Genomic DNA, 20,798 nt, shown 5'->3' with positions numbered 1-20,798 from the left:
AGCACGCAAAGACACGGGAAGACAGCTGACGCATGCAGCGAAACGCGCGAACGAAGTGCTGCTCCGACGCGTCATCCGCGCGTATGTCGCAATTTGCCGTCGATACGCTGCGGCAGCCTCAGCAGGTTGAAGATCGGGCAGACCGCGTCGACCGCCTGATGCAGCGCCCGCAAGATTCAACCGTCGAACGCGTGCCAGCTCATCCGGTAGTCGACTGAAACGACCATTCAGGCCCTTTGCAAAATGTCTGTCGCCTGCTCGGCGTCGGCCAGCGAGTCGAGCGCGAGATAAGCAATGAACTGCGAGCCGAGCACGGCAGCGGATACGCCACGGAGATTAATTCCGCCGTCCGACAGTTTCTGGGTCAGCTCCGCGATGATCCCGAGCTGGTCCAGCCCCATCACACGAATGGAGTGCAGGCTCGCGGTAGGATTGAATCCCACCTGGGTGGCAGCACGGATCTCTTGCTCTCCCTGCAGCGGCGCGACGAATACCACCCCTTTGCCTGGTGCCTCCGGTGCGCGCCGGGCGACAACGAATTGCAAATCCGCGCCCGCATCCCGCAGCGCGTTCAACACGTGTGCAAGACCGCCCGGCTTGTCCTCGATGGTAGCCGCCCAGACGTCAACGCGTTCCACGAGCAGTTCCATGACCCCTCCGAAAAATCGGACCTCGATGAAGACAATCTATGTCGCGTATGACCGGCGAGCAAGTCCGCTTGCGCGAGGGGTGGTATGCAAGCGCGTCCAGGAATCCGATGATTTCTCCGACGGGGGGCGCAAGCCGAGCATGACCGCCTGCCGATGCGGCCATTGAAGCAGCTCGTCGTCTGGAAAGGGCCGCTTTGCTTGCCATCGACGCGAGTTCTGTTCGAACGCATGCTCTCGTTTGCGTTTGCCGTCGAACTCAAACTGTCGTCGACCGCTCGGCGCATGAAGGAGGGAGAGCGCCTCGATTCAAGGCGGCTGATCTGGCATGCACAGGGACATGCACACCGGGAAATCGACGTCTGGACGTCTTGCGAACTCAGCCCGCGCTACGCTTTGTCTGCTTGCCGAGCGCGCTTTTTGTCTTGTAGCTCACGCCGTGTTGCTCGAGATACTCGCGAATCAACTGCCGCACGACTTGCGACGGCGTCAGGTCCTGCTCCGCGCAGAGCATGTCGAACGCCTCTTTCTTGGCGGGATCGATCAGGATGGTCAAGCGTGCGGTTTTCGTTTCCATTGCAGGACGGAGTCGGTAAATATGTTAATTTGATTGTAATGCATCGGCCCTTGCGTACAGCGCCGGAAGGCATTCGGCACACGCGTGTTGATCAGGCTCGGCGACAGCACCTCAGGCAGGATCCGCCGCCGACACGGCGAAGTCGGGTTTCGCTCCACCTTATGCGGGCTCATGACCTGCGGTCAAGCCGATAGAGATAGTCGAGCACGTCGTCGACAACGGGCACGATCGCCAGCGTGACGAGCGCCGCGGCGAGCGGCACGGTCGACACGTAGCCGACATGCTTGAAGCCGATTGCGCCGGCCAGCCCTCCGACGAAGAACGACGCCAGCATCGTTGCGTGAATCCTGAGCTTCGCGCGGTTCGCGATCACCGCCTGCGCGTGCATATCCGCATTCGAGCGATTCCAGTAAAAGAGTTTGCCGAGTTCGATGCCGAGGTCCGTCACGATGCCCGTCATGTGCGTCGTGCGGATTTCCGCCCCCGACAGCTTCGTGATCATTGCGTTTTGCAGCCCCATGATGAAGCACAGCAAGATGACCGTGACCGGCATGAAGAACGCTTCCCACAGCGCGAGATGGCTGCCGAGCAGCCCGAACAGGAGCAGGAGCGCGGCTTCGACCAGCAGCGGCAGCACATACTGGCTCTGCAGGCCGCGGCGGCGCCCCCAGTTGACGAGCACCGCCGAGCAGCCGGCGCCCACCAGGAACGACGCGAGCGAACCCACTCCGGCCAGCACGAGCCGGATGTCGCCCAGCGCCGTCTGATCCGCAATCGCCGACACGATCCCGCTCATGTGGGACGTGTATTGCTTGACCGCGAGGAAACCGCCGGCATTGGTTGCGCCGGCGACAAAGGCAAGCGAAAACCCGAGCTGGCGGTTCGCGGCCGCGCTGCGGTGTTTTCCCGTCAGGCTTCGGAAGTACTGCGCTGGCATAGGATCTTTCCCCATTCGCCCGGATCGGGGGCAACGACGCCCTGAGCAGCGCTCAGCGCGCCGCAACAAACCGCCACGGCCGCCCGTTCCATCTGGAGATTTATGAGATTTTCATGATAACGGCATTATCATACCTTGTTATCCGGATTGGTCTTTCGGTGTCATAATGCGACCAGGAATACGTCGCGGGGGATGCGGCTATTCCAACCCACTCGTCCAACCCGAGCGTACTGGAGACATTCCGGATGGCATCCGTGCCGGTCGTCCATTTCGTCCTGCTGGCCGTGGCCGCGTGGCTCGCGGTCGGCACGCTGGGGTTCGGGGCGCTGCGTCGCACGCGACTGGTGGCCCACGGCCTTTTCCCGCTCGGCGCATTGGTCGGACTGCTCGTCGGCGCGGCGGGCCTCGCCGGCATCTTTGCCGAACCGTCTGTCGCGGTGCTGCCGATCGGGCTTCCCGGCTTGCCCTTTCATCTTCGTCTCGATCGCTTGTCCGGCTATTTCCTGTTCGTGCTCGGCCTCGTCAGCACGGGGATTGGTGCCTTTTCAGCCGGCTACTTCCGCAAGGGTGAAGGATCCCCGCCCGGGCTGATCTGCTTCGAATACCACGCCTGCGTCGCGAGCATCGCACTGGTGTTGATCGCGGACGACGCATACGTGTTCATGGTCGCCTGGGAGATGCTGACGCTGTCCGCGACGTTTCTCGTCATGACCAACCACCGGATCGGCGAGATTCGCCGGGCCGCTTATCTGTATTTCCTGATCTCGCACGTCGGCGCGCTCGCGCTGCTGCTCTGCTTCGGCATTCTGCAGGCGCGCACCGGCGACTACACCTTCGCCAACCTGCGCGCGCAGTCGCTGGATGCCTTCCCCGCGTCGTTCGCCTTCCTGTTCGCGCTCGTCGGGTTCGGCGCGAAGGCCGGGATCTTCCCGCTGCATGTGTGGCTGCCGGAGGCCCACCCCGCGGCGCCGTCGCCGGTCTCGGCACTTCTAAGCGGATTCGTGCTGAAAGTCGGCCTGTACGGCTTGCTTCGCGTCCTGTTCGACCTGTTGCACGTGCAGATCGCGTGGTGGGGCGTGCTGCTGATCATGATCGGCGTCGGCACCGCGCTGCTCGGCGTGGTGTTCAGCACCATCCAGGTCGACATGAAGCGCCTGCTCGCCTATTCGTCGATCGACAACGTCGGCCTGATGATCGTCGCGCTGGGTCTCGCGGTGCTGTTTCGCGCGTACGGGATGACGAGCCTGTCCGCGCTCGCGCTGACCGCGATGCTCTACCAGGTCGTCGCGCATGCGGCATTCAAGAGCTTGCTGTTCCTGGGTACGGGCGCCGTGCTCCACGCCACCGGCGAGCGCAATCTCGGCAGGCTCGGCGGACTGATTCGCTTCATGCCGTGGACCGCGTGGGCTGTGCTCGTGGGTGTCGCGGCCAGCGCGGGCCTGCCACCGCTCAGCGGATTCGTGGCCGAGTGGCTGTTGCTGCAGGGCTTTCTGTTCGCACCGCAGTTGCCGGATTCGGTACTCGCCATGACAGTGCCGATCGCCGCCGCGCTGATCGCCATGTCGGCCGCACTGGCCGGCTACACGATGGTCAAGTTCTTCGGCATCGTGTTCCTCGGGCAACCGAGAGAAGCGAAGCTGAACCGCGCCCGCGACGCGAACACGTGGGAACGGCTTGCGTTCTGCTGGTTCGCGGCCGCCAGCGTGCTGCTCGGGCTGATGCCCGCGCAGTTCGTCAAATTGCTGGATCGCGTCACGCACGCGCTGGTCGGCGCCGGCGTCGGCGCGGACAATCATGGCTGGCTGCTGTTCGCGCCCGTGTCGGCCGCTCGCGCGAGCTACATGCCGGCGGCGTTCATGCTGTTCTTCATTGCATGCTGCGGGCTCGCATGGGTGCTGGTGCGGCGTTTCTATCACGGCCGGCTGCGCCGCGCGGCGCCGTGGGGCTGCGGCTTCCCGTTCACGACCGCGCGAATGCAGGATACGGCGGAAGGCTTCGGGCAGCCGATCCGCGAAATCTTCGCACCGCTGCTGCACATCGAGCGGCAATTGCCGTCGCCATTCGACGCACAGCCGGCCTACCGGGTGTCGGTGACCGATCGCACCTGGTCCGCACTCTACGCGCGCATCGCGGCACTCACGCAACGCACCGCCGACTGGGCGGGTCGCCTGCAGACAGGCAAGATCGCGGTTTACCTGACATACAGTTTCGTCGTGCTGATCGTGCTGCTGATGTTGGTGAGACGATGGTAACCCTGTCCGGCGTCATCTCGCAGACTCTCGAAATCGTGATAGCGATCGCGGCCGCGCCATTGCTCACGGGCTGGGTCAACCAATGCCGCGCCTGGCTTCAGAACCGGCGCGCGCCGTCCATCTGGCAGCCCTACCGGATGCTCCACAAGCTGTTCAACAAGGAATCGGTCATCGCGCACGGCGCGAGCCCCGTGTTCCGCGGCGCGCCCTATGTCGTCTGGGCCGCCATGACGCTCGCGTGCGCGATCGTGCCGACACTGTCGACCGAGTTGCCGCTGTCGCCCGCCGCCGATGCGATCGCGCTCGTCGGCCTGTTTGCGCTCGCGCGCGTCACGCTGTCGCTCGCGGCGATGGACGTCGGCACGGCGTTCGGCACGCTCGGCGCCCGCCGCGAAATGCTGATCGGCTTCCTCGCGGAGCCGGCACTGCTGATGGTGCTCCTGTCGGCCTCGCTGATTACGCAGTCGACGCTGCTGACGAGCATCGTCGCGACGCTCGGTCGCGGCGAGCTCACGATCTATCCGAGCCTGGCGTTCGCCGGCATCGCGTTCACGCTGGTCGCGCTGGCCGAAAATGCACGGCTGCCTGTCGACAATCCGACCACTCACCTCGAGCTCACGATGATCCACGAGGCGCTGATCCTCGAATACTCGGGACGGCACCTTGCGTTGATGGAGTGGGCGGCAAGCCTCAAGCTGTTCGCGTATTCGTGCATCGGTCTCGCGTTGTTCGTGCCTTGGGGCATCGCGAATGCGGGCGATCCGGTTGCGCTGCTGCTGGCGGTGCCGGTGCTCTTCATCAAACTGACGGCAGGCGGTGTCGCGCTCGCCGTGGTCGAAACGGCCAACGCGAAGATGCGCATCTTCCGGGTACCGGAATTCCTGGCGACCGCCTTCCTGCTGGCCGTGATCGGCATGCTCGTCCACCTGCTGCTGGGGGCATGAATGCACGCCTATGCGACACAACTGATCAATTTCCTCGCGGCCGTGCTGCTGATGCTGTCGTTCGCGATGCTGAGCCAGCGCCGGATCCTGTCCCTGATCCATCTCTATACGCTGCAGGGCGTCGCACTCGTGTCGGCGAACCTGATCCTCGGCTTCGTCACGGACGACGTGCACCTGTATGTGTCCGCCGGGCTGACACTCGTGCTGAAGGTCGGCGTGATCCCGTGGTTCCTGTATCGGCTCGTTCGCAGGCTCGACGTCAAGACCGACGTCGAGCCGCTCATCAATATTCCGACCACGCTGCTGATCGGCATCGTCCTCGTGATCGTCGCGTTCAATGTCGCCGCGCCGATCAGCCAGCTCGCGACATCCGTCGCACGCGGCACGCTCGGCATTGCGCTCGCGTGCGTGCTGCTGTCGTTCATGGCGATGATCACGCGCGCAAAGGCCATTCCGCAGGTGATCGGCTTTCTGTCGATGGAAAACGGGTTGTTCTTCGCAGCGGCGGCCGCGACCAACGGCATGCCGATGATCGTCGAACTCGGCATCGGGCTCGACGTGCTGATCGGCATCCTGATTCTGGGCGTCTTCATGTTCCAGATTCGCGAGCAGTTCGACAGCCTGGACATCCATCACCTCGAGAAACTCAAAGATGAATGACGCCCACGTCGTGCTCGCCGTGCTCGGCCTGCCGCTCGCGGGCGCCGCGTGCCTGGCCTGCGTGCGATCGAGCCGGGTCGCGCGCCATCTGAACATCGGCTTCAGCTTCCTGACGTTCGCGGCAACATGGATGCTTGCCGCGCGCACCGTCGAGCACGGCCCGTCGTTCGCATTCGGACGCGCGTTTTTCGTCGATCCGCTCAATGTCTATCTCGTTGCGCTCACGGCGTTCGTCGGCTGGACGACATCGCTGTTTTCCCGGCCCTACATGCAGATCGAGGAGGCCCGCGGCCGGATGACAGCCGCACGGATGCGGCTCTATCACAGCATGTATCAGCTCTTCATGTTCGCGATGCTGCTCGCGCTGCTGACCGACAACGTCGGCGTGCTGTGGGTTGCCATGGAAGCCGCCACGCTCGCCACCGTGTTGCTCGTCAGCGTGTACCGTACCGCCGCGAGCCTCGAAGCCGCATGGAAGTACTTCATCCTGTGCGGCGTGGGCATCGCCCAGGCGCTGTTCGGCACGATCCTGTTGTATCTCGCCGCGAGCCGGCAACTGACCGACGGCGACGCGTTGCTGTGGACGAGCCTGGCCGCGGTCAGGACGCAGCTCGACCCGACGATCGTGTCGATCGCCTTCGTGTTCCTGCTGGTCGGCTACGGGACCAAGGTCGGCCTCGTGCCGATGCATAGCTGGCTGCCGGACGCGCATGCCGAAGGTCCGACGCCGATTTCGGCTGTGCTGTCCGGCCTGCTGCTGAACGTCGCGCTGTATGCAGTGCTGCGCTGCAAGGTGCTGGCCGACGGCGCGCTCGGCAATGGCCTGCCGGGACGGTTGCTGATCGGTTTCGGGCTCGTGTCGGTCCTGATCGCGTCGTTCTCGCTGTTCCGGCAGAAGGACGTGAAGCGCCTGTTCTCGTACTCGTCGATCGAGCATATGGGCTTGATGACGTTCGCGTTCGGGCTCGGCGGCCCGATCGCGACGTTCGCCGGGCTGCTGCACATGACGGTCCATTCCCTCGTCAAGTCGGCGATCTTCTTCGCGGTCGGCCATGCCGCGCAGAAGGCCGGCACGCAGGCGATCGACGGCATTCGCGGGCTGCTGCAGGTCAGCCCGACGGTCGGCTGGGCAATGATGCTCGGCGCGCTTGCGATTCTCGGCCTGCCGCCGTTCGGCGTGTTCGCGAGCGAATTCCTGATCCTGACGACGGCCATGAACACGCTCCCGTGGAGCGCGCCGTTGCTGCTGCTCGGGCTCGCCGTCGCGTTCGCGGCGATCTTCGCGCGCGTGCAGCGGATGGTGTTCGGCGAAACGACGACGGCGACGCCGCTCGAACACCGGCCGGCGCTGCTGCCGGTGTTCGTGCACCTGGGACTCGGCCTGATGCTGGGCCTGTACGTGCCGCCCTATCTGGCGATGTGGTATCGCCAGGCTGCAACGATGCTGGCAGGATAAACGATGCGACTCGACTTGATTCAGGCGAACGGCTCGGCTCGCCTCCGGCACGAGGCAGGCCAGGTTCCGGCTACCGTGGTGGATGTCGACGAACCGCGCTGGCTCGACATCGCGCATACCGCCCGGATGGCGGGAAGCCGGCTCGTTGCGATGTGGGGCGGCGAAACGCCCGAGCGCGCATGTTCGGTCAACGCGGCGTACGAATGCGACGACGGCGTCCTGTGGGTCCGTCTCGCGACAGGGCAGGAACCACGCGCCGACGGCGACTATCCCGATCTCGCGGGCGTGTTTCCCGCCGCAACCCGCATGCAGCGCGCCATTTTCGACCTGACCGGCCTGCGCGAGCGCGATGCGCGCGACACGCGCCCGTGGCTCAATCACGGCAACTGGCCCGGCGACTACTTTCCGCTGCAGAAGCAGGCAACCGGAATCGAGCGATTCGAATCGAGCGAAGCGGATTATCCGTTCGTGCAGGTTGCCGGCGACGGTGTGCACGAAATCGCGGTCGGGCCGATTCACGCCGGCACCATCGAGCCGGGCCATTTCCGGTTCTCCGTCGTCGGCGAGAAGGTGCTGCGGCTCGAGGAACGACTCGGCTATGTGCATCGCGGCGTAGAGCGGCTGTTCGAACGGACGGCCGCATCGAACGGTCATCGCGTGGCGGGCCGGATCGCCGGCGACTCGACCGTCGCGTTCTCGTGGGCCTATTGCATGGCGCTCGAGCAGGCATGCGGCACGGCCGTGCCGGCGCGTGCGCTGGCGCTGCGTGCACTGCTGCTCGAGCGCGAGCGCATCGCCAATCACCTCGGCGACCTCGGCGCGCTCGGCAACGACGCCGGATTCGCGTTCGGTCTCGCGCAGTTCTCGCGGCTCAAGGAGAACTGGATACGGGCCAACGACGGCGTCTTCGGGCATCGCTACCTGATGGACCGGATCGTGCCGGGTGGGCTGGCCGTCGACATTGATCCGGAGGACGCGGCCGTCCTCACCGAACAGTGCGAACGCATCGCGCGCGACGTGCACGTGATGCGGAAGATCTACGAGGACCAGTCCGGGCTGCAGGACCGGTTTCTCGGCACCGGCCGATTGAATGCCGACGTTGTCGCGCATTTCGGCGTGCGCGGCCTGGCCGCCCGCGCCAGCGGCCAGACATTCGACGTGCGCGCGAACCTGCGGCCGGCCCCTTACCACGACCTGGCCGTCAAGGCGGCAAGCGATGCGCGCGGCGACGTTGCCGCGCGGGTCGCCGTGCGATTTGCCGAAATCGACGAATCGCTGCGCCTGATGGCTGACCTGCTGGCGAATCTTCCGGAAGGGCCGATCGCCAGCGGCGTCACGCCCGCGGCGGCACCATCCACGGGAGTCGGCTGGGTGGAGGGCTGGCGCGGCGATGTATTCGTCGCGCTCGAGACAGCCGCGGGCGATGCCATCGCGCGCTGCCATTGCCACGATCCGTCCTGGCAGAACTGGCCGGCGCTCGAGCACGCGATCATCGGCAACATCGTTCCCGATTTCCCGCTGATCAATAAATCGTTCAACCTGAACTACGCGGGGCACGACCTCTGATGTGGCAACTCATCCGTCAATTCGCGCGCACAGAATTTCCCGACGAACCCGTGCCGGCCACCGAAGCCGCCTGGCGACACGAGGCGCAGCAGATTCGTCAGGACATTCTCGACCTCCTCGGCCGCGCATTGTGCATCCGGCAGATCGACGCGGGTTCGTGCAACGGTTGCGAACTGGAGATCCACGCGCTGAACAACCCGTACTACAACATCGAAGGGCTCGGGATCAAATTCGTCGCCAGCCCGCGCCATGCGGACCTGCTGCTCGTGACCGGACCCGTCACGCTGAACATGAAGGCCGCCGTGCTCGCCGCGTACGACGCCACGCCGGCACCGAAACTGGTCGTCGCAGCCGGCGAGTGCGCGTGCACGGGCGGCATCTTTGCCGACAGCTATGCGGTGTGCGGTCCCGTTTCGTCGGTCCTGCCGGTCGATGTAACCATCCCCGGATGCCCGCCCCCTCCGATCGATTTGCTGCGCGGCATTTTGACCGCTTGCCGATCACGCGAGGATTGAAGCGGATGCCCGTGGCAATCCTTCAGTCGGGCGATGAGGCCCGGATATCCGGAGCCATGACGTCGTCTTGTTCGAACGCAAGCCGGTCCCGGCGCAAAGCGACAGAACGATCCGCGCGCGAACGGAAACGGGATGCCCACACGCTTCGCGCCGCACGATATCCCTGCAACTTTTATTGAGGCGAAGGAAAAACTGTATGGCTGAAAAAGGTAAAGACCAGATCGTTCGTGCGTTCCGCGCAGTCTTCCTGGCGTTTCTCGGCGTCAACAAACGAAAAAATCTCGAAGCGGATGCAACGCAGCTCAACCCCTTCGCTGTCGTCATTGCCGCATTCGTTGCGCTTGGCGCATTCATTGCGCTGCTGTTGTTAGTCGTTCATTGGGTCGTCGGTTGACGGTTCGCCGCAACGAATGGGCGACGCCGCGCGCGCATCTCGGGCTTCCGTATTCGCCGAACCCGAACGCGCACGCGGCGTGAACATCGGTCGCTTCGATCTGCCGGCAGCCGCACGCACATTCACGCGGCAGCGTGCGTGGTGCGCCGGTCGACGCTCGCGCGAATGCCGCGCATCACCGCCCGATCGGCAGCCCCGTCGGTTCGATCCACCCGAGCCGGTACGCGATCAGCAGCGACAGGAACAGCGTGATCGACAATCCGACGCGCGCCGCCAGCGACCATGCCATCCGCTTGCTCCCGCCGCGGTCGTGATTCATGAAATACAACGCGAAAACCAGGCTTCCGATAATCATCACGAAAGCCGCCGAAACCAGCGCAATCTTCATTGTTTGTGTTCCTCCAGACCCGAATCGGCCTTCAGCAGTTCGGCCAGCCCTTGCCGCTCGGCAGCGACGTCGGCGACGCCCGACGCCGGCCAGTCCAGCGCCACGCCATTACCCAGCGAATCGCGCACGAGCGTCTGGTAACGCCGGTCGCTGATCCTGCCCTGCTCCATCGCTTCCGATATCTCATGCCGAAACGGTAGCGGAAAGCTCGCGTATCCGCGCGACAGCGCCGCATATTGCCGCGCGTCGATCTCTTTCGACGACGGCACGACGGCCCACACCACGACGGCCACGATGGCTGCGAAGGGAATCGCCGTGTAGCGAAGAACGAACTTGATCGGAGTCATGAGGCGGATATCGAAGTAGCGGCGAAGTAGCGGCACACGCGGCCCGTGTGGAGCCGGAAGCAGGACAACCGGTCGCGCGGACGACGTAGCCGCCCGGACAAGCCGGGGCCGGCCGTGCCGGCCGACATTGTACTTAAAGCGACTAACAGAGCATGATAATCTCGTTATCACATTTTGCGGATGATGCGAGCACCCGGTGCCTTGGGCGGACGGACCGCGCGGCGTGACGCTCGCGGCCATGCCCGTGATCGACGACCGGTTCGCGTGACGCGAACGCCGGTGTTGAATCCGCGCGCACCGCAATGGCGCATTCGGACATGACACCGAAAGCGAATGGATTATAATTTGATTAACATATCGACCACCCCTGCCTCACGATGGAAACGAAAACCGCCCGCCTGACCGTCCTGATCGACCCTGCCAAGAAAGAAGCGTTCGACATGCTCTGCGCGGAGCAGGATCTGACGCCGTCGCAAGTCGTGCGGCAGTTGATCCGCGAGTATCTCGACAAACACGGCGTCACGTACAAGACCAAGAGCGCGCTCGGCAAGCGGGTGAAGTAAGCGCGGTCGAACCCACGGCGCCGTCACGCGCAGATTTCCCATCGGGCATGTTCACGCGCGCGCCAGACGAGCCGTTCGGGATCAATGCATTCCCCTGCCTTCATGCGCCGGGCGGTGGCCGACAGCTTGAGCTCGCCGGCCGATCCGAACCCCAGTGCGCGCTCGAGCAGGATCCGCAGCGACGGCAGCGGATTGCCGTTCTTCCAGGCGAACGCGATGAAGTTGTTGTCGTCGCCGCACGGCACCAGTGCGTATGAATCGTCGAACACCGTGCGCAGTTGCTCGAGATGCCGCGGCAACGCCGGATCGTCGTCCATGAAATTGATCGCGAGCACGCCCGTTTCGCTCAACCGTGCACGACACGCATCGAGAAAGGCGGTGCCCGTGCAGCGGCCCCGCATGCCGTCGGCGACGAACGCGTCGTGCAGGATCACGTCCGCCCGAACCTCCGGCCTTGCCACGTAGTCGGCGCCGTCCGCGCAGACCACCGCGAAGCGCGCGTCGTCTTGCGGAATCCTGAACACGTCGCGCAGCGCGATCACCTCCGGGTTGATCTCGACCGCGTCGATCGCCGCGCCGGGCAGTTGCCGATAGCAGTATTTCGCGAGCGATCCGCCGCCGAGCCCGATCATGCAGATGCGCGCGGGCACCGGCTGCAGCAGCAGGAAACCCATCATCACGCGCGTATAGCCAAGTTCGAGCCTGACCGGATCCTTCAGCGACATGAAGCTCTGCGTGCCGAAGTGGTCGAAGTGCAGCGACACCGCGTGTTTCGTCTCGAGCACGAACGGACGGCCGTCGTTCAACGGCATCGCCAGGAACCGCAGGAACGCGTCATAGGAAATTCGATCCTCGCTCATGCTCGGCAGGCCCGGTTGATCGGAGAGTCGTTCGTACCGCGTGCGGTCATACCTTCTTCAGATAGCAGGCCTTCAGCATGAAGCCGCCCATGTCGGTCTTGCAATCGACTTCGTGATCGCCGCCGACGAGACGGATGCTCTTGACCTTGGTGCCCATCTTCAGCGTGATCGACGAACCCTTCACGCGCAAGTCCTTGATCAGCACGACCGAATCGCCGTCCGACAGCACGTTGCCGTTCGCGTCCTTGACGACGTCGCCCGCCGGTTCGTCACCCGCTTCGGCGCCGGCGCCGGCCGACCATTCATGACCGCAGTCCGCGCACACGTACAGCGTGCCGTCCGGGTAGGTGTTTTCCATCGCGCATTGCGGGCAGGCGGGGGCGGCGTTCATTGCAGCTTCCATTCAGTGGGAGTTCGGGTCAATCGATAAAAAATGCCGGGCATGCAAGCGCGCGGCCCGGGCTGCGCGTGCCGCGCAGCCGTCGACAGACCGACGGGCCGCGCATCACGCACACAACATTATAATGCAATACACATAAACCGGCTGCCGTATTATAATCACCCACTTTCGATCATTCGCCGGACTTGATGGCGGTTTCACTGAGGATGTCGACATGTTCGAGATGAATGATGCCCCGGCGCCGGGCGCGCAATGCCCGGCGCCCTGTCGGGAAGCCGCATTCCGCGCACGCCCGCCGTGCTGCCGGCCGGCCATTGCACGCCGTTCCGGCAACTTTCCCCGAGGCTGATCCGCATCGTGGCAACCGTTGTCTACGTTGAAATCGGCGCCGCGTGGAACCGCAGCCGCGCGATGACGTCGCGCGACGCGATCGTCGCGGCGGCACACCGCTTCGAAAGCGACATCCTGCTGCTCGCCAACGGGCTCAGCGGCAGCGCGAAGGACGCAACGGCCATCGCGGCGCTGCAGATGCATGGCGGCACGTCCGCGCAGGTGCTCGCCACCGGCCCCGACGAGGAAGCCGCGCTCCAGGCGCTGCTGCCTTTGCTCCAGGCGGGCTGACACCGCGTCGCCCGATCCCACGGCCTCGTGCCGTTCACCCTGAATCACCACTCTCCGAGGAAGCGATGAACGACAACGTCATGTCCAGCACCCCCAACCTGTCGGCCTCCGCAATCTGGGCGCTCGAGCGTCTCGCCGATGTGCGCTACGGTCGCGATGCGCCGGCGCTCGGCTGGTCGGTCGCGCAGGAACTCGTCGGCGCGGGCTTCGTCAGCCATGCCACGAATGGCCGCTCCGGCGCGTCGATCACCGCGCACGGGCGCAACTTCCTGAAGAGCCGGAAGTAGGCATCGCCGGCACGGGCGCGATGCCGCTTCATGCGAAGCGCGCGAGCGCGCCCATGTTCTCCGGGAAGAAGCTCGCCAACAGTCCGCCGCGCGTGACTTCCGAAACACGCTGCCGCCGAATGCCCCGCATTCGTTGAGCGCCCGGCGCCACGCTCAGGCCGCGAGGTCGTCATGCGGTCGCTCGGCCGTGCCTGCGCCGTCGGACGTTCACGGCGATCATCCACTCGCACGCGATCGCAATCCCCGAGGTACACGGGGATTTGCGGCCGCGCCGGGTTTCCGCGGTATCGTACGGGGCCCGAGGGCGGCGCACAGCGCCGCCCTCGCCTTCCTTTCCCCATGGAACGCCCGATGACATCCAGCGCCCTGCCGCCCGTCACGTCCCCGCCCGTGCTCGACACCCCTCGCCTGATCCTCGCAGGCCATCCGCTCGGCGACTTCGACGCGCTCGCCGCGATGTGGGCCGAGCCGGACGTCGTCGCGCACATCTTCAACGGCAAGCCGTCGGCGCCGCGCGACTCGTGGATGCGGCTGCTCGCGTATCGCGGGCTGTGGCCGCTGCTCGGCTACGGCTATTGGGCAATTCGCGAGAAGGCATCGGGCCGCTACGTCGGCGATCTCGGCTTCGCCGACTTCCACCGCGCGGTCGCGCCGTCGATTCGCGGCGTGCCGGAAGCCGGCTGGGCGCTCGCGAGCTGGGCGCACGGCAAGGGCTATGCGACCGAAGCGCTGTCGCATGCGCTCGGCTGGCTCGATGCACAGAACCGGTTCGAACGCAGCGTGTGCCTGATCGCGCCGACCAACGTCGCGTCGATCCGCGTCGCGGAGAAGTCCGGGTATGCCGATCCGGTGCGGATCCGCTTCAACGACGCCGATTCGCTGCTGTTTTCGCGCGTGTGCCGATAAGCGCGATACCGCGCTCCGGCAGCAGCGCCGCGGCTAGCGTGCGCGGGTCGTCTCTCCTTGAGGAGGCGGCGTCGCACCGACCGTAGTCGTACCCGCCGCCGCGCAGGCCGTCTGCCATCTGCCGCCCAGCGCGTTGTACAGCGCGACGAGATCGGTCGTCGTCTGCAACGCACCCTGCACCGCCTGCTGCCCCTCCGACCATTGCCGCTCGGCGTCGAGCACGTCGAGGAACGGTGACAGCCCCTTCCGGTAACGATCGCGCGCGAGTTCCAGCGCACCCTGCTCGGCCTTCACCGCGTCATCGAGCGCGGCCGCGCGCGTCTGGTCGGTGCGGTAGACGGCCAGCGCGTTGCCGCCGGTATTTGCGTAGTCGGCGCCTCCCTGGTCGCGCGTCGCGAGCCACCACGCGAGTCCTGCGGTCACCAGCGCGAACACCACCGCGCCGACGATGATCAACGGTTTCCTGCCGGGCCACCAGCGTTCGCGCTTGCCTTTTCCGTTGTCGCCGCCGCCATCGCCACCGGTGCGGCCGCCGCGATCGTCGTGCGGATGGCCGTCGCCTCCGCCGCCGCCCGGCGCGTCCGTGTCGAGTTCGCCGTGGCGACCCTCTCCGGTGTGCCCACGGTTGCCGCCGTTGCCGGCGCGGTAGACGGTCGGGGATACAAGCCCGGTCGATGGCCCGATCATAGACGACGCAGCGTTCGCGTATGGCGCCGGGAAACCGGTCGACCACGCCGGCGTGCCGCGTCGTCCCGGGGTGAGCGCGCGCCGGAACCCGACGCGCGATCGCTCGTCAACGGACAACGGAAACAGGATCGCTTCAGGCATGAGATATCGCTCAAGGCGGCACTCGCGTGCGGCATTGCACGCGCCTGCCTCGAGCGTGTACACAAGCAAACGACGCGCCCGGCCGACGTGTCGTACGACGGATGCCGCCGGCACGCGCAATGCACGGCGTGATCCGATCATCAAGGAGACCCGCCCCGATGACACAAGCGACCTCCCTCGACACCGACTCGCAAGGACAGGACCGCGGCGACAGCACGCCCGGCCCCGAAGGCAAGCGCCACGGCACGGACACGCCGCCGCCGCGCAGCGCGCACGACCCCGCCGAAGGCAAGCCGGCCCCCTCCGACGACGACGCGTCGGCGCCTCGACCCGACGAACGGCCACACCGGACGCCGGCGCGCGAACGAAATGACAAGCGCTTGAAAATTCCGGGAGCGGCGAACTCCGTCGGCAACGAGACGCCGGGCGTGAAAGCGGATGCGTGCGTCGCCGCCGCCGCCGCGCGAACAGTGCGGTACGGAACTCGCCTTCTGCAAGCGGGTTTACACATCGACGTTGCGCGATGTGTGCTACCCCAGCACGTGCGTGTCCGTGTCGTGGGCGGGAATGCGGCTGACCGTTAGTTGCGATTTTGAGATTGCGCCGAAATCCGGAATGCCCGCCGGAAATCCCGACGCGCGGCGGTTCGCTGTCCGCACCGCCTGCACGAGCGCAGCCGCCGCAACGTAACCGACGGCAGCGCGCACACCGCGTCATGCCCTGCGCTCACGGCGTCGCGCCGTGCGCCTTCTGCCAGCGCTCCATCAGCGCGATCTCGTCGCGCTGCGCGGCAACGATCCGGCTCGCGAGCTTGCGCAGCATCGGATCCTTTCCGTATTTCAGCTCGACCTGCGCCATGTCGATCGCGCCCTGATGGTGCGGCGCCATGTGCGACACGAAATCGCGATCGGCGTCACCCGTGTAGCGCGCGCCCTCCATCGCGTCCATCATCCTGCGGTCGGCGCGCTTGTACGCTTGCGTCGATGTATCGGGAACGATCGCGGCGTCGGGCGGGCGAAGCTGGCCCCAGGCCGGCGCTACGGCTGCCGCGACGGTCGCGGCCAGCAGCGCGTACGCGGCACAGTGGCGGTTCGCGCGCGCCGGGCGACGAGTGAATGGATGCATGTCGAGGCTCCTCGATGAATGAAAGACAGGGGCGGCACATGTCGCGCGGCGGCCGGCGTTCACCGCCACCGCGCGCGCGCCTGCGCGTCGCCGCGCGCCACCAGCGCGCGGATGCGATCGGCCGTGCGGCACGCGATCGCCTGGATCGTCAGCGACGGGTTCACGCCGCCGACGGTCGGAAACACCGAGCCGTCGCAGACCCACAGGTTCGGGATGTCCCAGCTGCGACAGTCGGCATCGACGACGCTCGTCGCCGGGTCGTCGCCCATGCGCGCGGTGCCCGCGAGGTGACACGTGTCGTCCTGTTCGTGCCAGATGTCGCGCGCGCCGGCGGCTTCGAGCGAGTACCCCATCTGCGCGAACGCGTGACGCATCATCCGGCGGTCGTTGTCGTCGTACGAATAGGTGACGCGCGCGATCGGCAACCCGAACGCGTCGCGCTCGTCGGCGAGCGTCACGCGGTTCTCCACGCGCGGCAGCGTCTCGCCGACGATCTTCAGCCCGGCCTGAAAGTTGTAGCGCGCCATCTCGCGCTTGAGCGCGTCGCCCCACAGCCCGCGCCCGGCGAGCTTCCTCGCCCACTCGATCGGCAGTGGCCCCTGGCTCATCCAGCAATAGCCGCCGAAGAAGTCCTTGCCTTCGTCCGCGTAGTTCCAGTGCTCGGTGATCGACAGCGACGGCGGACCCTTGTACCAACGCACTTCGTCGTCCATCGTCCCCCACGACGCCTGGTTCAGCTGCGCCATCATGTAGCGGCCGACGAGGCCCGTGCTGTTGGCGAGCCCCTGCGGATGGCGTCCATTCGCGGACAGCAGCAGGAGCCGCGGCGTCTCGATCGCGTAACCGGCGACGACGACGTTGCGCGCGCGCTGGAAATGCGTGCGGCCGTCGCGCCGGTAATGCACGCCGGTCACACGGTCGCCTTCGGCCTCGATCCGCAGCGCCATCGCGAGATCGCGCACTTCGGCGCCGGCCGCGACCGCGCGCGGAATCCACGTGACGAGCGCGCTCTGCTTCGCGTTGGTCGCGCAACCGGAGATGCAGAAGCCGCGATACACGCACGGATGCGCGCGGCCGCGCGGGGCGGACAGCGTCGCGAGCGGCGTCGGCGTCCAGTCGATGCCGAGCGCCTCGGCACCGCGCGCGAGCACGAGCGCGGCCGCGTTCAGTTCGTGCGCACGGTACGGATAGCGCGGGCGCGGCGGCCCCCACGGGTAATGGACCGGCCCGCTGATCTTCAACGCCTGCTCGACCTCGCGGTAGTAACGCCACATCTCGCGCCAGTCGAGCGGCCAGTCGACGCCATAGCCGAGCGCCGTGCGCGAGCGAAACCACTCGGGCCGGAAACGCAGCGACACCATCGCGAAATGCACGGTGCTGCCGCCGACCGCGCGCCCGCTGTTGTTGCTGCCGAGGGTCAGCGGATTCTCGCCGTCGCAGATCCGCTCTTCGGTCCAGAACAGCTTGTGCTGGTGCGCTTCGTCGGACGCGAATTCCTCGAGCGGCCGCCACCAGGCGCCCGCATCGAGCGCGACGACCGAGAAACCGTGTTCGGCAAGCCGGCACGCCAGCGTGCCGCCGCCCGCGCCGGTGCCGACAATCACGAAGTCGACCGGGTCGTCGGCGCGGAACATCCGCATCGGCGACCAGCCGCCGACGCGCAGCGGGTCGGGCGCACGGCCGTCGCAACCGCGCGGCTTGCCGGCGGATAGCGGATCGTCAGCGGCCATCGCGATCGCCCTCCCCGTCCACCTGCGCTTCCCACGGATCGCGCCGGTTGAAATCCATGCGCACATAGCCGCGCGGGCTCGCCGGTCCGCCGAACCCGATCTCGTTCCATGCGAACGGGTGGCTGTAGTACGCGGCGCAAAGGTCCATCAGCACGCGCTTCGCGAAGAACGTGCGCGGGTCCATGCCGGCCCACGCGGATTCGACGGCCCTGTCGATCCTGCCGTGCTGGACCGCATCAAGCAGCGCATCGGCGTCTTGCGCGTCGAGCGACGCGAACGGGCGATCGTGCGCATGGCGCGCCATCGCGTCGAGCGCGGCGAGGCCCGTGTGCCACGCCGCACGCAGCGGCGGCAGCCGCGCATCGCGAAAGCCGTCACCTTCGTCGGTCGCGAGCCGTGCGTCGAGCAGCGCCGCAGTGGGCACCGACCCGACGACGCCCTTCCGCTGGGGGACGATCCGCTCGCATAGCGCACCGAGGGTCACGAACTGTTCGGCATCGAGATGACGCGGCGCGCTCGCGGCGACGCGCAGCCGTGCGTCGATCGCGCTGCGCGTCGCGTCGTTCCACGACGGCGTATCGCGCTTCGCGAGCACGTCGTATCCGGAATAGCTGGGCAGCGCGACCGGCTTGTCGTTCGGATGCTTCATCGCGCCTCCCGTTCGGCGAGCGCGGTCGCGGCGAGGCCGGCGATCGCGAGTGCCGTGAAGCTCGGCGGTGCCGGCAGCGGTGGCCCCGACAGCACGTTCTGCGACCAGTTGCGCCAGCCGCCCATCTGCCGTGCAACGCCGCGCGCGTGGAACGCGACGCCGACGAAGCCGAGCACAGCCGTCGCGCGCATCCACCAGCGGCAGACGCGCCGGTCGGCGGACGGGCGCGACAGCGCGAGCTGCGCGGCCGTCAATGCAGCCACCGGCGGCACGACGAGCGGCACGAACATCGCGCGATGCTGGAACGCGCCGCGAAAGTGCAGCAACCCGACTTCGCCGAGCGTGCCGACGAGCCCCGCGGCGACCAGCGCGGCCAGCGCGCGGCCGGCCGGCAGCCCGGCAAGGCGCGGCGCGTCGGCCGGACACGCGCGCAGCCGCTCGCCGGCCGCGCCGAGCAGGCCCGACAGCAGCAGCGCGAATGGCGCGCCGAGTGGCGCACCGTAGAACAGGTTGTGCCAGCTGAACCCGCCCGGCCGCTTCGTCACGTTGTACACGTGGAACGCGGATCCGGCGATGCCTACCGCGGCCGACGCCACGTGCACCGCGTCGCGCAACCGATGGCGCTCGGGCGTGTCGTCCGCGTGGCCGTGCACGCTCGCGAGCACCGACAGCGTCGACGACACCAGCGGCGCGATCATCGCGCGGTTGTGGATCGTGCCGCGATAGTGCTCGACGCCGCTGTCGGCGAGCACCGAGCCGGCGAGCAGCAGCGCGCTGCGGTTCAGCAGGCGTGCGGCATCGGCCAGCAACGTGTCGTGCTCGGCCGCGCGGTGTCGGGGGTGTCGCATCGTGCCTCCTTCGTCGTGACGGACGTAGCGGTCGTACCGCGCCCCGGATTCAAAGCGCGAAATCCGCGACGTCGGCCGCGCGCAATTCCAGGCCGAGCCCGGGGCGCGCGGCGTCGATTTCCAGTGCGCCGTCGACGAGCGTCGGCGCGCCGTCGAACATCATTCGCTCGATCCGCACGTGATCGTGAAACCACTCGACGTGGCGCATGCGCGGCGCGACGCAGCCGACGTGCCGGTGCAGCGCCGGCGCGCAATGCGCGGACAGGTCGACGTGATGCGCATCGGCGAGCGCGGCGGCCGCGAGAAAGCCGCTCACGCCACCGCAGCGCGTCGCGTCGGCCTGCAGCACGTCGACCGCGCGGCCTTCGAGCAGGCGCCGGAAATCGTCGGGCGTATACGCGTACTCGCCGGCCGCGACATCGACCCTCGCACCGACGTGCTCGCGCACGAACCGCAGGCCGTCGACGTCGTCGCTGCTGACCGGTTCCTCGAACCAGCGGATCGCGCAATCGCCCACCGCCGCCGCGAACGCGAGTGCGGTGCGCGGCGCATACGCGCCGTTCGCATCGACGAACAGCTCGACGTCCGGGCCGAGCGCGTCGCGCGCGACGCGCACGCGCGACGGATCGCGCGCATCCTGCACGCCGATCTTGATCTTGCATGCGCCGATGCGTTCGCCGCGCCAGCCGTCGAGTTGCGCGGCGAGCGTCGCGTCGTCGTAGGTCGTGAAGCCGCCGCTGCCGTATACGGGCACGCGTTCGCGCAGGCGGCCGAGCAGGATCGCGAGCGGCACGCCGGCGAGCTTCGCCTTCGCGTCCCACAGCGCGACGTCGAGCGCGGAAATGGCGGTCGCCGCGAGGCCGGCACGCCCGACGTTGCGCACCGCGCGCCACAGCGCATCGACGGCAGCCGGGATGTCGACGAGCGGCCGGTTGCGCAACACGTCGGCCAGCAGCGACATCGCGAGCGGCGCGGCGCTCGCATCGGTGTACGTATAGCCGAGCCCCGTCACGGGCCCCGCGTCGATCTCGACGACGACGATCGTCGTCGCATGCCATGCATAGGTGCCGTCGGCTTCGGGCCGGTCGGTCGGCACGCGGTACGCGCGGGCGCGCACGTCGTCGATCGCCGGTGCGTCGGAAAGTGCCATCGTTGGTTGCGCTCCGGATTGCTTGCTTTTTGCCTGCAGCACCCGCGTGCAACGCCCGTGCCCGGCGCCTTCGCACGGCACGCGCCTTGCGCGACGCCCGGCAACGCCGCGCAAGCCGACGGTCTGTGCGCGGCTTATCGGCTCATCC

Annotated in this window: 24 protein-coding genes and 1 pseudogene; 12 read left to right on the top strand and 13 right to left on the bottom strand. The window is 66.9% G+C overall.

The window, feature by feature from the left end:
- Positions 1 to 227: 227 nt before the first annotated feature.
- The 3 genes from AC1Z3W_RS16745 to AC1Z3W_RS16735 all read right to left on the bottom strand — a co-directional run bounded on the left by AC1Z3W_RS16745 (position 228) and on the right by AC1Z3W_RS16735 (position 2,161).
- A complete protein-coding gene (locus AC1Z3W_RS16745; protein ID WP_124833468.1) occupies positions 228 to 650 on the bottom strand; it encodes an ACT domain-containing protein in 423 nt (140 codons plus the stop codon).
- Positions 651 to 1,026: 376 nt separating this feature from the next.
- Positions 1,027 to 1,224, bottom strand: a complete 198-nt coding sequence (locus AC1Z3W_RS16740) for a ribbon-helix-helix protein, CopG family (RefSeq protein ID WP_124833467.1) — start codon at positions 1,222 to 1,224, stop codon at positions 1,027 to 1,029.
- Between the two features lie 169 nt (positions 1,225 to 1,393).
- Entirely contained in the window at positions 1,394 to 2,161 is a 768-nt protein-coding gene (locus AC1Z3W_RS16735) for a YoaK family protein (protein ID WP_057927001.1), read from the bottom strand.
- Positions 2,162 to 2,406: 245 nt separating this feature from the next.
- Between AC1Z3W_RS16735 and hyfB the strand changes: the two genes are divergently transcribed.
- From hyfB to AC1Z3W_RS16700, 7 genes are all read left to right on the top strand, one after another.
- A complete protein-coding gene (gene hyfB / locus AC1Z3W_RS16730) occupies positions 2,407 to 4,413 on the top strand; it encodes a hydrogenase 4 subunit B (protein ID WP_124833466.1) in 2,007 nt (668 codons plus the stop codon).
- A complete protein-coding gene (locus AC1Z3W_RS16725; RefSeq protein WP_057927003.1) occupies positions 4,407 to 5,357 on the top strand; it encodes a respiratory chain complex I subunit 1 family protein in 951 nt (316 codons plus the stop codon). The genes hyfB and AC1Z3W_RS16725 overlap by 7 nt, the downstream gene beginning before the upstream one ends.
- Positions 5,358 to 6,017, top strand: a complete 660-nt coding sequence (locus tag AC1Z3W_RS16720; RefSeq protein ID WP_124833465.1) for a formate hydrogenlyase — start codon at positions 5,358 to 5,360, stop codon at positions 6,015 to 6,017.
- Complete coding sequence (locus AC1Z3W_RS16715) at positions 6,010 to 7,473, top strand: hydrogenase 4 subunit F (RefSeq protein WP_483508026.1); 1,464 nt, start codon at positions 6,010 to 6,012, stop codon at positions 7,471 to 7,473. Before AC1Z3W_RS16720 ends, AC1Z3W_RS16715 begins: the two co-directional genes overlap by 8 nt.
- Before the next feature lie 3 nt (positions 7,474 to 7,476).
- A complete protein-coding gene (locus AC1Z3W_RS16710; RefSeq protein ID WP_057927006.1) occupies positions 7,477 to 9,039 on the top strand; it encodes a hydrogenase large subunit in 1,563 nt (520 codons plus the stop codon).
- Entirely contained in the window at positions 9,039 to 9,554 is a 516-nt protein-coding gene (locus tag AC1Z3W_RS16705; protein ID WP_057927007.1) for an NADH-quinone oxidoreductase subunit B family protein, read from the top strand. The genes AC1Z3W_RS16710 and AC1Z3W_RS16705 overlap by 1 nt, the downstream gene beginning before the upstream one ends.
- 196 nt (positions 9,555 to 9,750) lie before the next feature.
- On the top strand, positions 9,751 to 9,948 hold the full coding sequence (locus AC1Z3W_RS16700; protein ID WP_124833462.1) for a DUF2970 domain-containing protein: 198 nt from the start codon (positions 9,751 to 9,753) through the stop codon (positions 9,946 to 9,948).
- A 175-nt stretch (positions 9,949 to 10,123) separates the two neighbouring features.
- Here AC1Z3W_RS16700 and AC1Z3W_RS16695 read toward each other — a convergent pair whose 3' ends face one another.
- The gene (locus tag AC1Z3W_RS16695) at positions 10,124 to 10,336 is read right to left on the bottom strand and encodes a DUF2909 domain-containing protein (RefSeq protein WP_044843449.1); all 213 of its coding nucleotides are present in this window, start codon (positions 10,334 to 10,336) and stop codon (positions 10,124 to 10,126) included.
- On the bottom strand, positions 10,333 to 10,683 hold the full coding sequence (locus tag AC1Z3W_RS16690) for a hypothetical protein (protein ID WP_057927009.1): 351 nt from the start codon (positions 10,681 to 10,683) through the stop codon (positions 10,333 to 10,335). The genes AC1Z3W_RS16695 and AC1Z3W_RS16690 overlap by 4 nt, the downstream gene beginning before the upstream one ends.
- A 377-nt stretch (positions 10,684 to 11,060) precedes the next feature.
- Between AC1Z3W_RS16690 and AC1Z3W_RS16685 the strand changes: the two genes are divergently transcribed.
- The gene (locus AC1Z3W_RS16685; protein ID WP_057927010.1) at positions 11,061 to 11,246 is read left to right on the top strand and encodes a ribbon-helix-helix protein, CopG family; all 186 of its coding nucleotides are present in this window, start codon (positions 11,061 to 11,063) and stop codon (positions 11,244 to 11,246) included.
- 23 nt (positions 11,247 to 11,269) lie between these two features.
- On the opposite strand, the gene AC1Z3W_RS16680 is transcribed toward AC1Z3W_RS16685, so the two are convergent.
- Together AC1Z3W_RS16680 and AC1Z3W_RS16675 are read right to left on the bottom strand one after the other, a co-directional pair.
- A complete protein-coding gene (locus tag AC1Z3W_RS16680; protein WP_057927011.1) occupies positions 11,270 to 12,106 on the bottom strand; it encodes a class I SAM-dependent methyltransferase in 837 nt (278 codons plus the stop codon).
- Positions 12,107 to 12,152: 46 nt separating this feature from the next.
- Positions 12,153 to 12,497 carry a zinc ribbon domain-containing protein YjdM gene (locus tag AC1Z3W_RS16675; RefSeq protein ID WP_044843445.1) on the bottom strand — a complete coding sequence of 115 codons (345 nt, stop codon included), beginning with the start codon at positions 12,495 to 12,497 and terminating at the stop codon, positions 12,153 to 12,155.
- A gap of 261 nt (positions 12,498 to 12,758) precedes the next feature.
- On the opposite strand from AC1Z3W_RS16675, the gene AC1Z3W_RS16670 reads away from it, so the two are divergent.
- The 3 genes from AC1Z3W_RS16670 to AC1Z3W_RS16660 all read left to right on the top strand — a co-directional run bounded on the left by AC1Z3W_RS16670 (position 12,759) and on the right by AC1Z3W_RS16660 (position 14,320).
- Positions 12,759 to 13,127: an HPr family phosphocarrier protein gene (locus AC1Z3W_RS16670; protein ID WP_242431825.1), complete on the top strand. Its 369-nt coding sequence runs from the start codon at positions 12,759 to 12,761 to the stop codon at positions 13,125 to 13,127.
- 65 nt (positions 13,128 to 13,192) lie between these two features.
- Complete coding sequence (locus AC1Z3W_RS16665; RefSeq protein ID WP_057927012.1) at positions 13,193 to 13,414, top strand: hypothetical protein; 222 nt, start codon at positions 13,193 to 13,195, stop codon at positions 13,412 to 13,414.
- A gap of 351 nt (positions 13,415 to 13,765) precedes the next feature.
- Positions 13,766 to 14,320 carry a GNAT family N-acetyltransferase gene (locus tag AC1Z3W_RS16660; RefSeq protein WP_483508025.1) on the top strand — a complete coding sequence of 185 codons (555 nt, stop codon included), beginning with the start codon at positions 13,766 to 13,768 and terminating at the stop codon, positions 14,318 to 14,320.
- Positions 14,321 to 14,353: 33 nt separating this feature from the next.
- On the opposite strand, the pseudogene AC1Z3W_RS16655 reads toward AC1Z3W_RS16660, so the two are convergent.
- A pseudogene (locus tag AC1Z3W_RS16655) lies at positions 14,354 to 14,671 on the bottom strand (TolC family protein); the annotation flags it as partial.
- A 635-nt stretch (positions 14,672 to 15,306) separates the two neighbouring features.
- Between AC1Z3W_RS16655 and AC1Z3W_RS16650 the strand changes: the two are divergent.
- Positions 15,307 to 15,732 carry a hypothetical protein gene (locus AC1Z3W_RS16650; RefSeq protein ID WP_483508024.1) on the top strand — a complete coding sequence of 142 codons (426 nt, stop codon included), beginning with the start codon at positions 15,307 to 15,309 and terminating at the stop codon, positions 15,730 to 15,732.
- Positions 15,733 to 15,874: 142 nt separating this feature from the next.
- Here AC1Z3W_RS16650 and copM read toward each other — a convergent pair whose 3' ends face one another.
- Genes copM through AC1Z3W_RS16625 form a run of 5 tightly spaced genes read right to left on the bottom strand, consistent with a single transcriptional unit; the run spans position 15,875 to position 20,650 of the window.
- Entirely contained in the window at positions 15,875 to 16,273 is a 399-nt protein-coding gene (copM, locus tag AC1Z3W_RS16645) for a CopM family metallochaperone (protein WP_483508023.1), read from the bottom strand.
- A gap of 59 nt (positions 16,274 to 16,332) precedes the next feature.
- Positions 16,333 to 18,003: a GMC family oxidoreductase gene (locus tag AC1Z3W_RS16640; protein ID WP_483508022.1), complete on the bottom strand. Its 1,671-nt coding sequence runs from the start codon at positions 18,001 to 18,003 to the stop codon at positions 16,333 to 16,335.
- On the bottom strand, positions 17,993 to 18,652 hold the full coding sequence (locus AC1Z3W_RS16635; protein ID WP_124833458.1) for a gluconate 2-dehydrogenase subunit 3 family protein: 660 nt from the start codon (positions 18,650 to 18,652) through the stop codon (positions 17,993 to 17,995). Before AC1Z3W_RS16635 ends, AC1Z3W_RS16640 begins: the two co-directional genes overlap by 11 nt.
- Complete coding sequence (locus AC1Z3W_RS16630; RefSeq protein ID WP_483508021.1) at positions 18,649 to 19,500, bottom strand: hypothetical protein; 852 nt, start codon at positions 19,498 to 19,500, stop codon at positions 18,649 to 18,651. Before AC1Z3W_RS16630 ends, AC1Z3W_RS16635 begins: the two co-directional genes overlap by 4 nt.
- Before the next feature lie 49 nt (positions 19,501 to 19,549).
- Entirely contained in the window at positions 19,550 to 20,650 is a 1,101-nt protein-coding gene (locus AC1Z3W_RS16625) for an enolase C-terminal domain-like protein (RefSeq protein ID WP_483508020.1), read from the bottom strand.
- Between the last annotated feature and the right edge of the window lie 148 nt (positions 20,651 to 20,798).

The sequence above is a fragment of the Burkholderia sp. 10_S31 genome (assembly GCF_056930375.1).
The sequence above is the reverse complement of the archived record's forward strand: the minus strand, read 5'-3'. Positions and strand labels throughout refer to the sequence as shown.

Coding starts and splice junctions, on each gene's coding strand:
- AC1Z3W_RS16745 (WP_124833468.1), bottom strand. CDS start 650: ATGGAACTGCTCGTGGAACGCGTTGACGTCTGGGCGGCTACCATCGAG.
- AC1Z3W_RS16740 (WP_124833467.1), bottom strand. CDS start 1,224: ATGGAAACGAAAACCGCACGCTTGACCATCCTGATCGATCCCGCCAAG.
- AC1Z3W_RS16735 (WP_057927001.1), bottom strand. CDS start 2,161: ATGCCAGCGCAGTACTTCCGAAGCCTGACGGGAAAACACCGCAGCGCG.
- hyfB (WP_124833466.1), top strand. CDS start 2,407: ATGGCATCCGTGCCGGTCGTCCATTTCGTCCTGCTGGCCGTGGCCGCG.
- AC1Z3W_RS16725 (WP_057927003.1), top strand. CDS start 4,407: ATGGTAACCCTGTCCGGCGTCATCTCGCAGACTCTCGAAATCGTGATA.
- AC1Z3W_RS16720 (WP_124833465.1), top strand. CDS start 5,358: ATGCACGCCTATGCGACACAACTGATCAATTTCCTCGCGGCCGTGCTG.
- AC1Z3W_RS16715 (WP_483508026.1), top strand. CDS start 6,010: ATGAATGACGCCCACGTCGTGCTCGCCGTGCTCGGCCTGCCGCTCGCG.
- AC1Z3W_RS16710 (WP_057927006.1), top strand. CDS start 7,477: ATGCGACTCGACTTGATTCAGGCGAACGGCTCGGCTCGCCTCCGGCAC.
- AC1Z3W_RS16705 (WP_057927007.1), top strand. CDS start 9,039: ATGTGGCAACTCATCCGTCAATTCGCGCGCACAGAATTTCCCGACGAA.
- AC1Z3W_RS16700 (WP_124833462.1), top strand. CDS start 9,751: ATGGCTGAAAAAGGTAAAGACCAGATCGTTCGTGCGTTCCGCGCAGTC.
- AC1Z3W_RS16695 (WP_044843449.1), bottom strand. CDS start 10,336: ATGAAGATTGCGCTGGTTTCGGCGGCTTTCGTGATGATTATCGGAAGC.
- AC1Z3W_RS16690 (WP_057927009.1), bottom strand. CDS start 10,683: ATGACTCCGATCAAGTTCGTTCTTCGCTACACGGCGATTCCCTTCGCA.
- AC1Z3W_RS16685 (WP_057927010.1), top strand. CDS start 11,061: ATGGAAACGAAAACCGCCCGCCTGACCGTCCTGATCGACCCTGCCAAG.
- AC1Z3W_RS16680 (WP_057927011.1), bottom strand. CDS start 12,106: ATGAGCGAGGATCGAATTTCCTATGACGCGTTCCTGCGGTTCCTGGCG.
- AC1Z3W_RS16675 (WP_044843445.1), bottom strand. CDS start 12,497: ATGAACGCCGCCCCCGCCTGCCCGCAATGCGCGATGGAAAACACCTAC.
- AC1Z3W_RS16670 (WP_242431825.1), top strand. CDS start 12,759: ATGCCCGGCGCCCTGTCGGGAAGCCGCATTCCGCGCACGCCCGCCGTG.
- AC1Z3W_RS16665 (WP_057927012.1), top strand. CDS start 13,193: ATGAACGACAACGTCATGTCCAGCACCCCCAACCTGTCGGCCTCCGCA.
- AC1Z3W_RS16660 (WP_483508025.1), top strand. CDS start 13,766: ATGACATCCAGCGCCCTGCCGCCCGTCACGTCCCCGCCCGTGCTCGAC.
- AC1Z3W_RS16650 (WP_483508024.1), top strand. CDS start 15,307: ATGACACAAGCGACCTCCCTCGACACCGACTCGCAAGGACAGGACCGC.
- copM (WP_483508023.1), bottom strand. CDS start 16,273: ATGCATCCATTCACTCGTCGCCCGGCGCGCGCGAACCGCCACTGTGCC.
- AC1Z3W_RS16640 (WP_483508022.1), bottom strand. CDS start 18,003: ATGGCCGCTGACGATCCGCTATCCGCCGGCAAGCCGCGCGGTTGCGAC.
- AC1Z3W_RS16635 (WP_124833458.1), bottom strand. CDS start 18,652: ATGAAGCATCCGAACGACAAGCCGGTCGCGCTGCCCAGCTATTCCGGA.
- AC1Z3W_RS16630 (WP_483508021.1), bottom strand. CDS start 19,500: ATGCGACACCCCCGACACCGCGCGGCCGAGCACGACACGTTGCTGGCC.
- AC1Z3W_RS16625 (WP_483508020.1), bottom strand. CDS start 20,650: ATGGCACTTTCCGACGCACCGGCGATCGACGACGTGCGCGCCCGCGCG.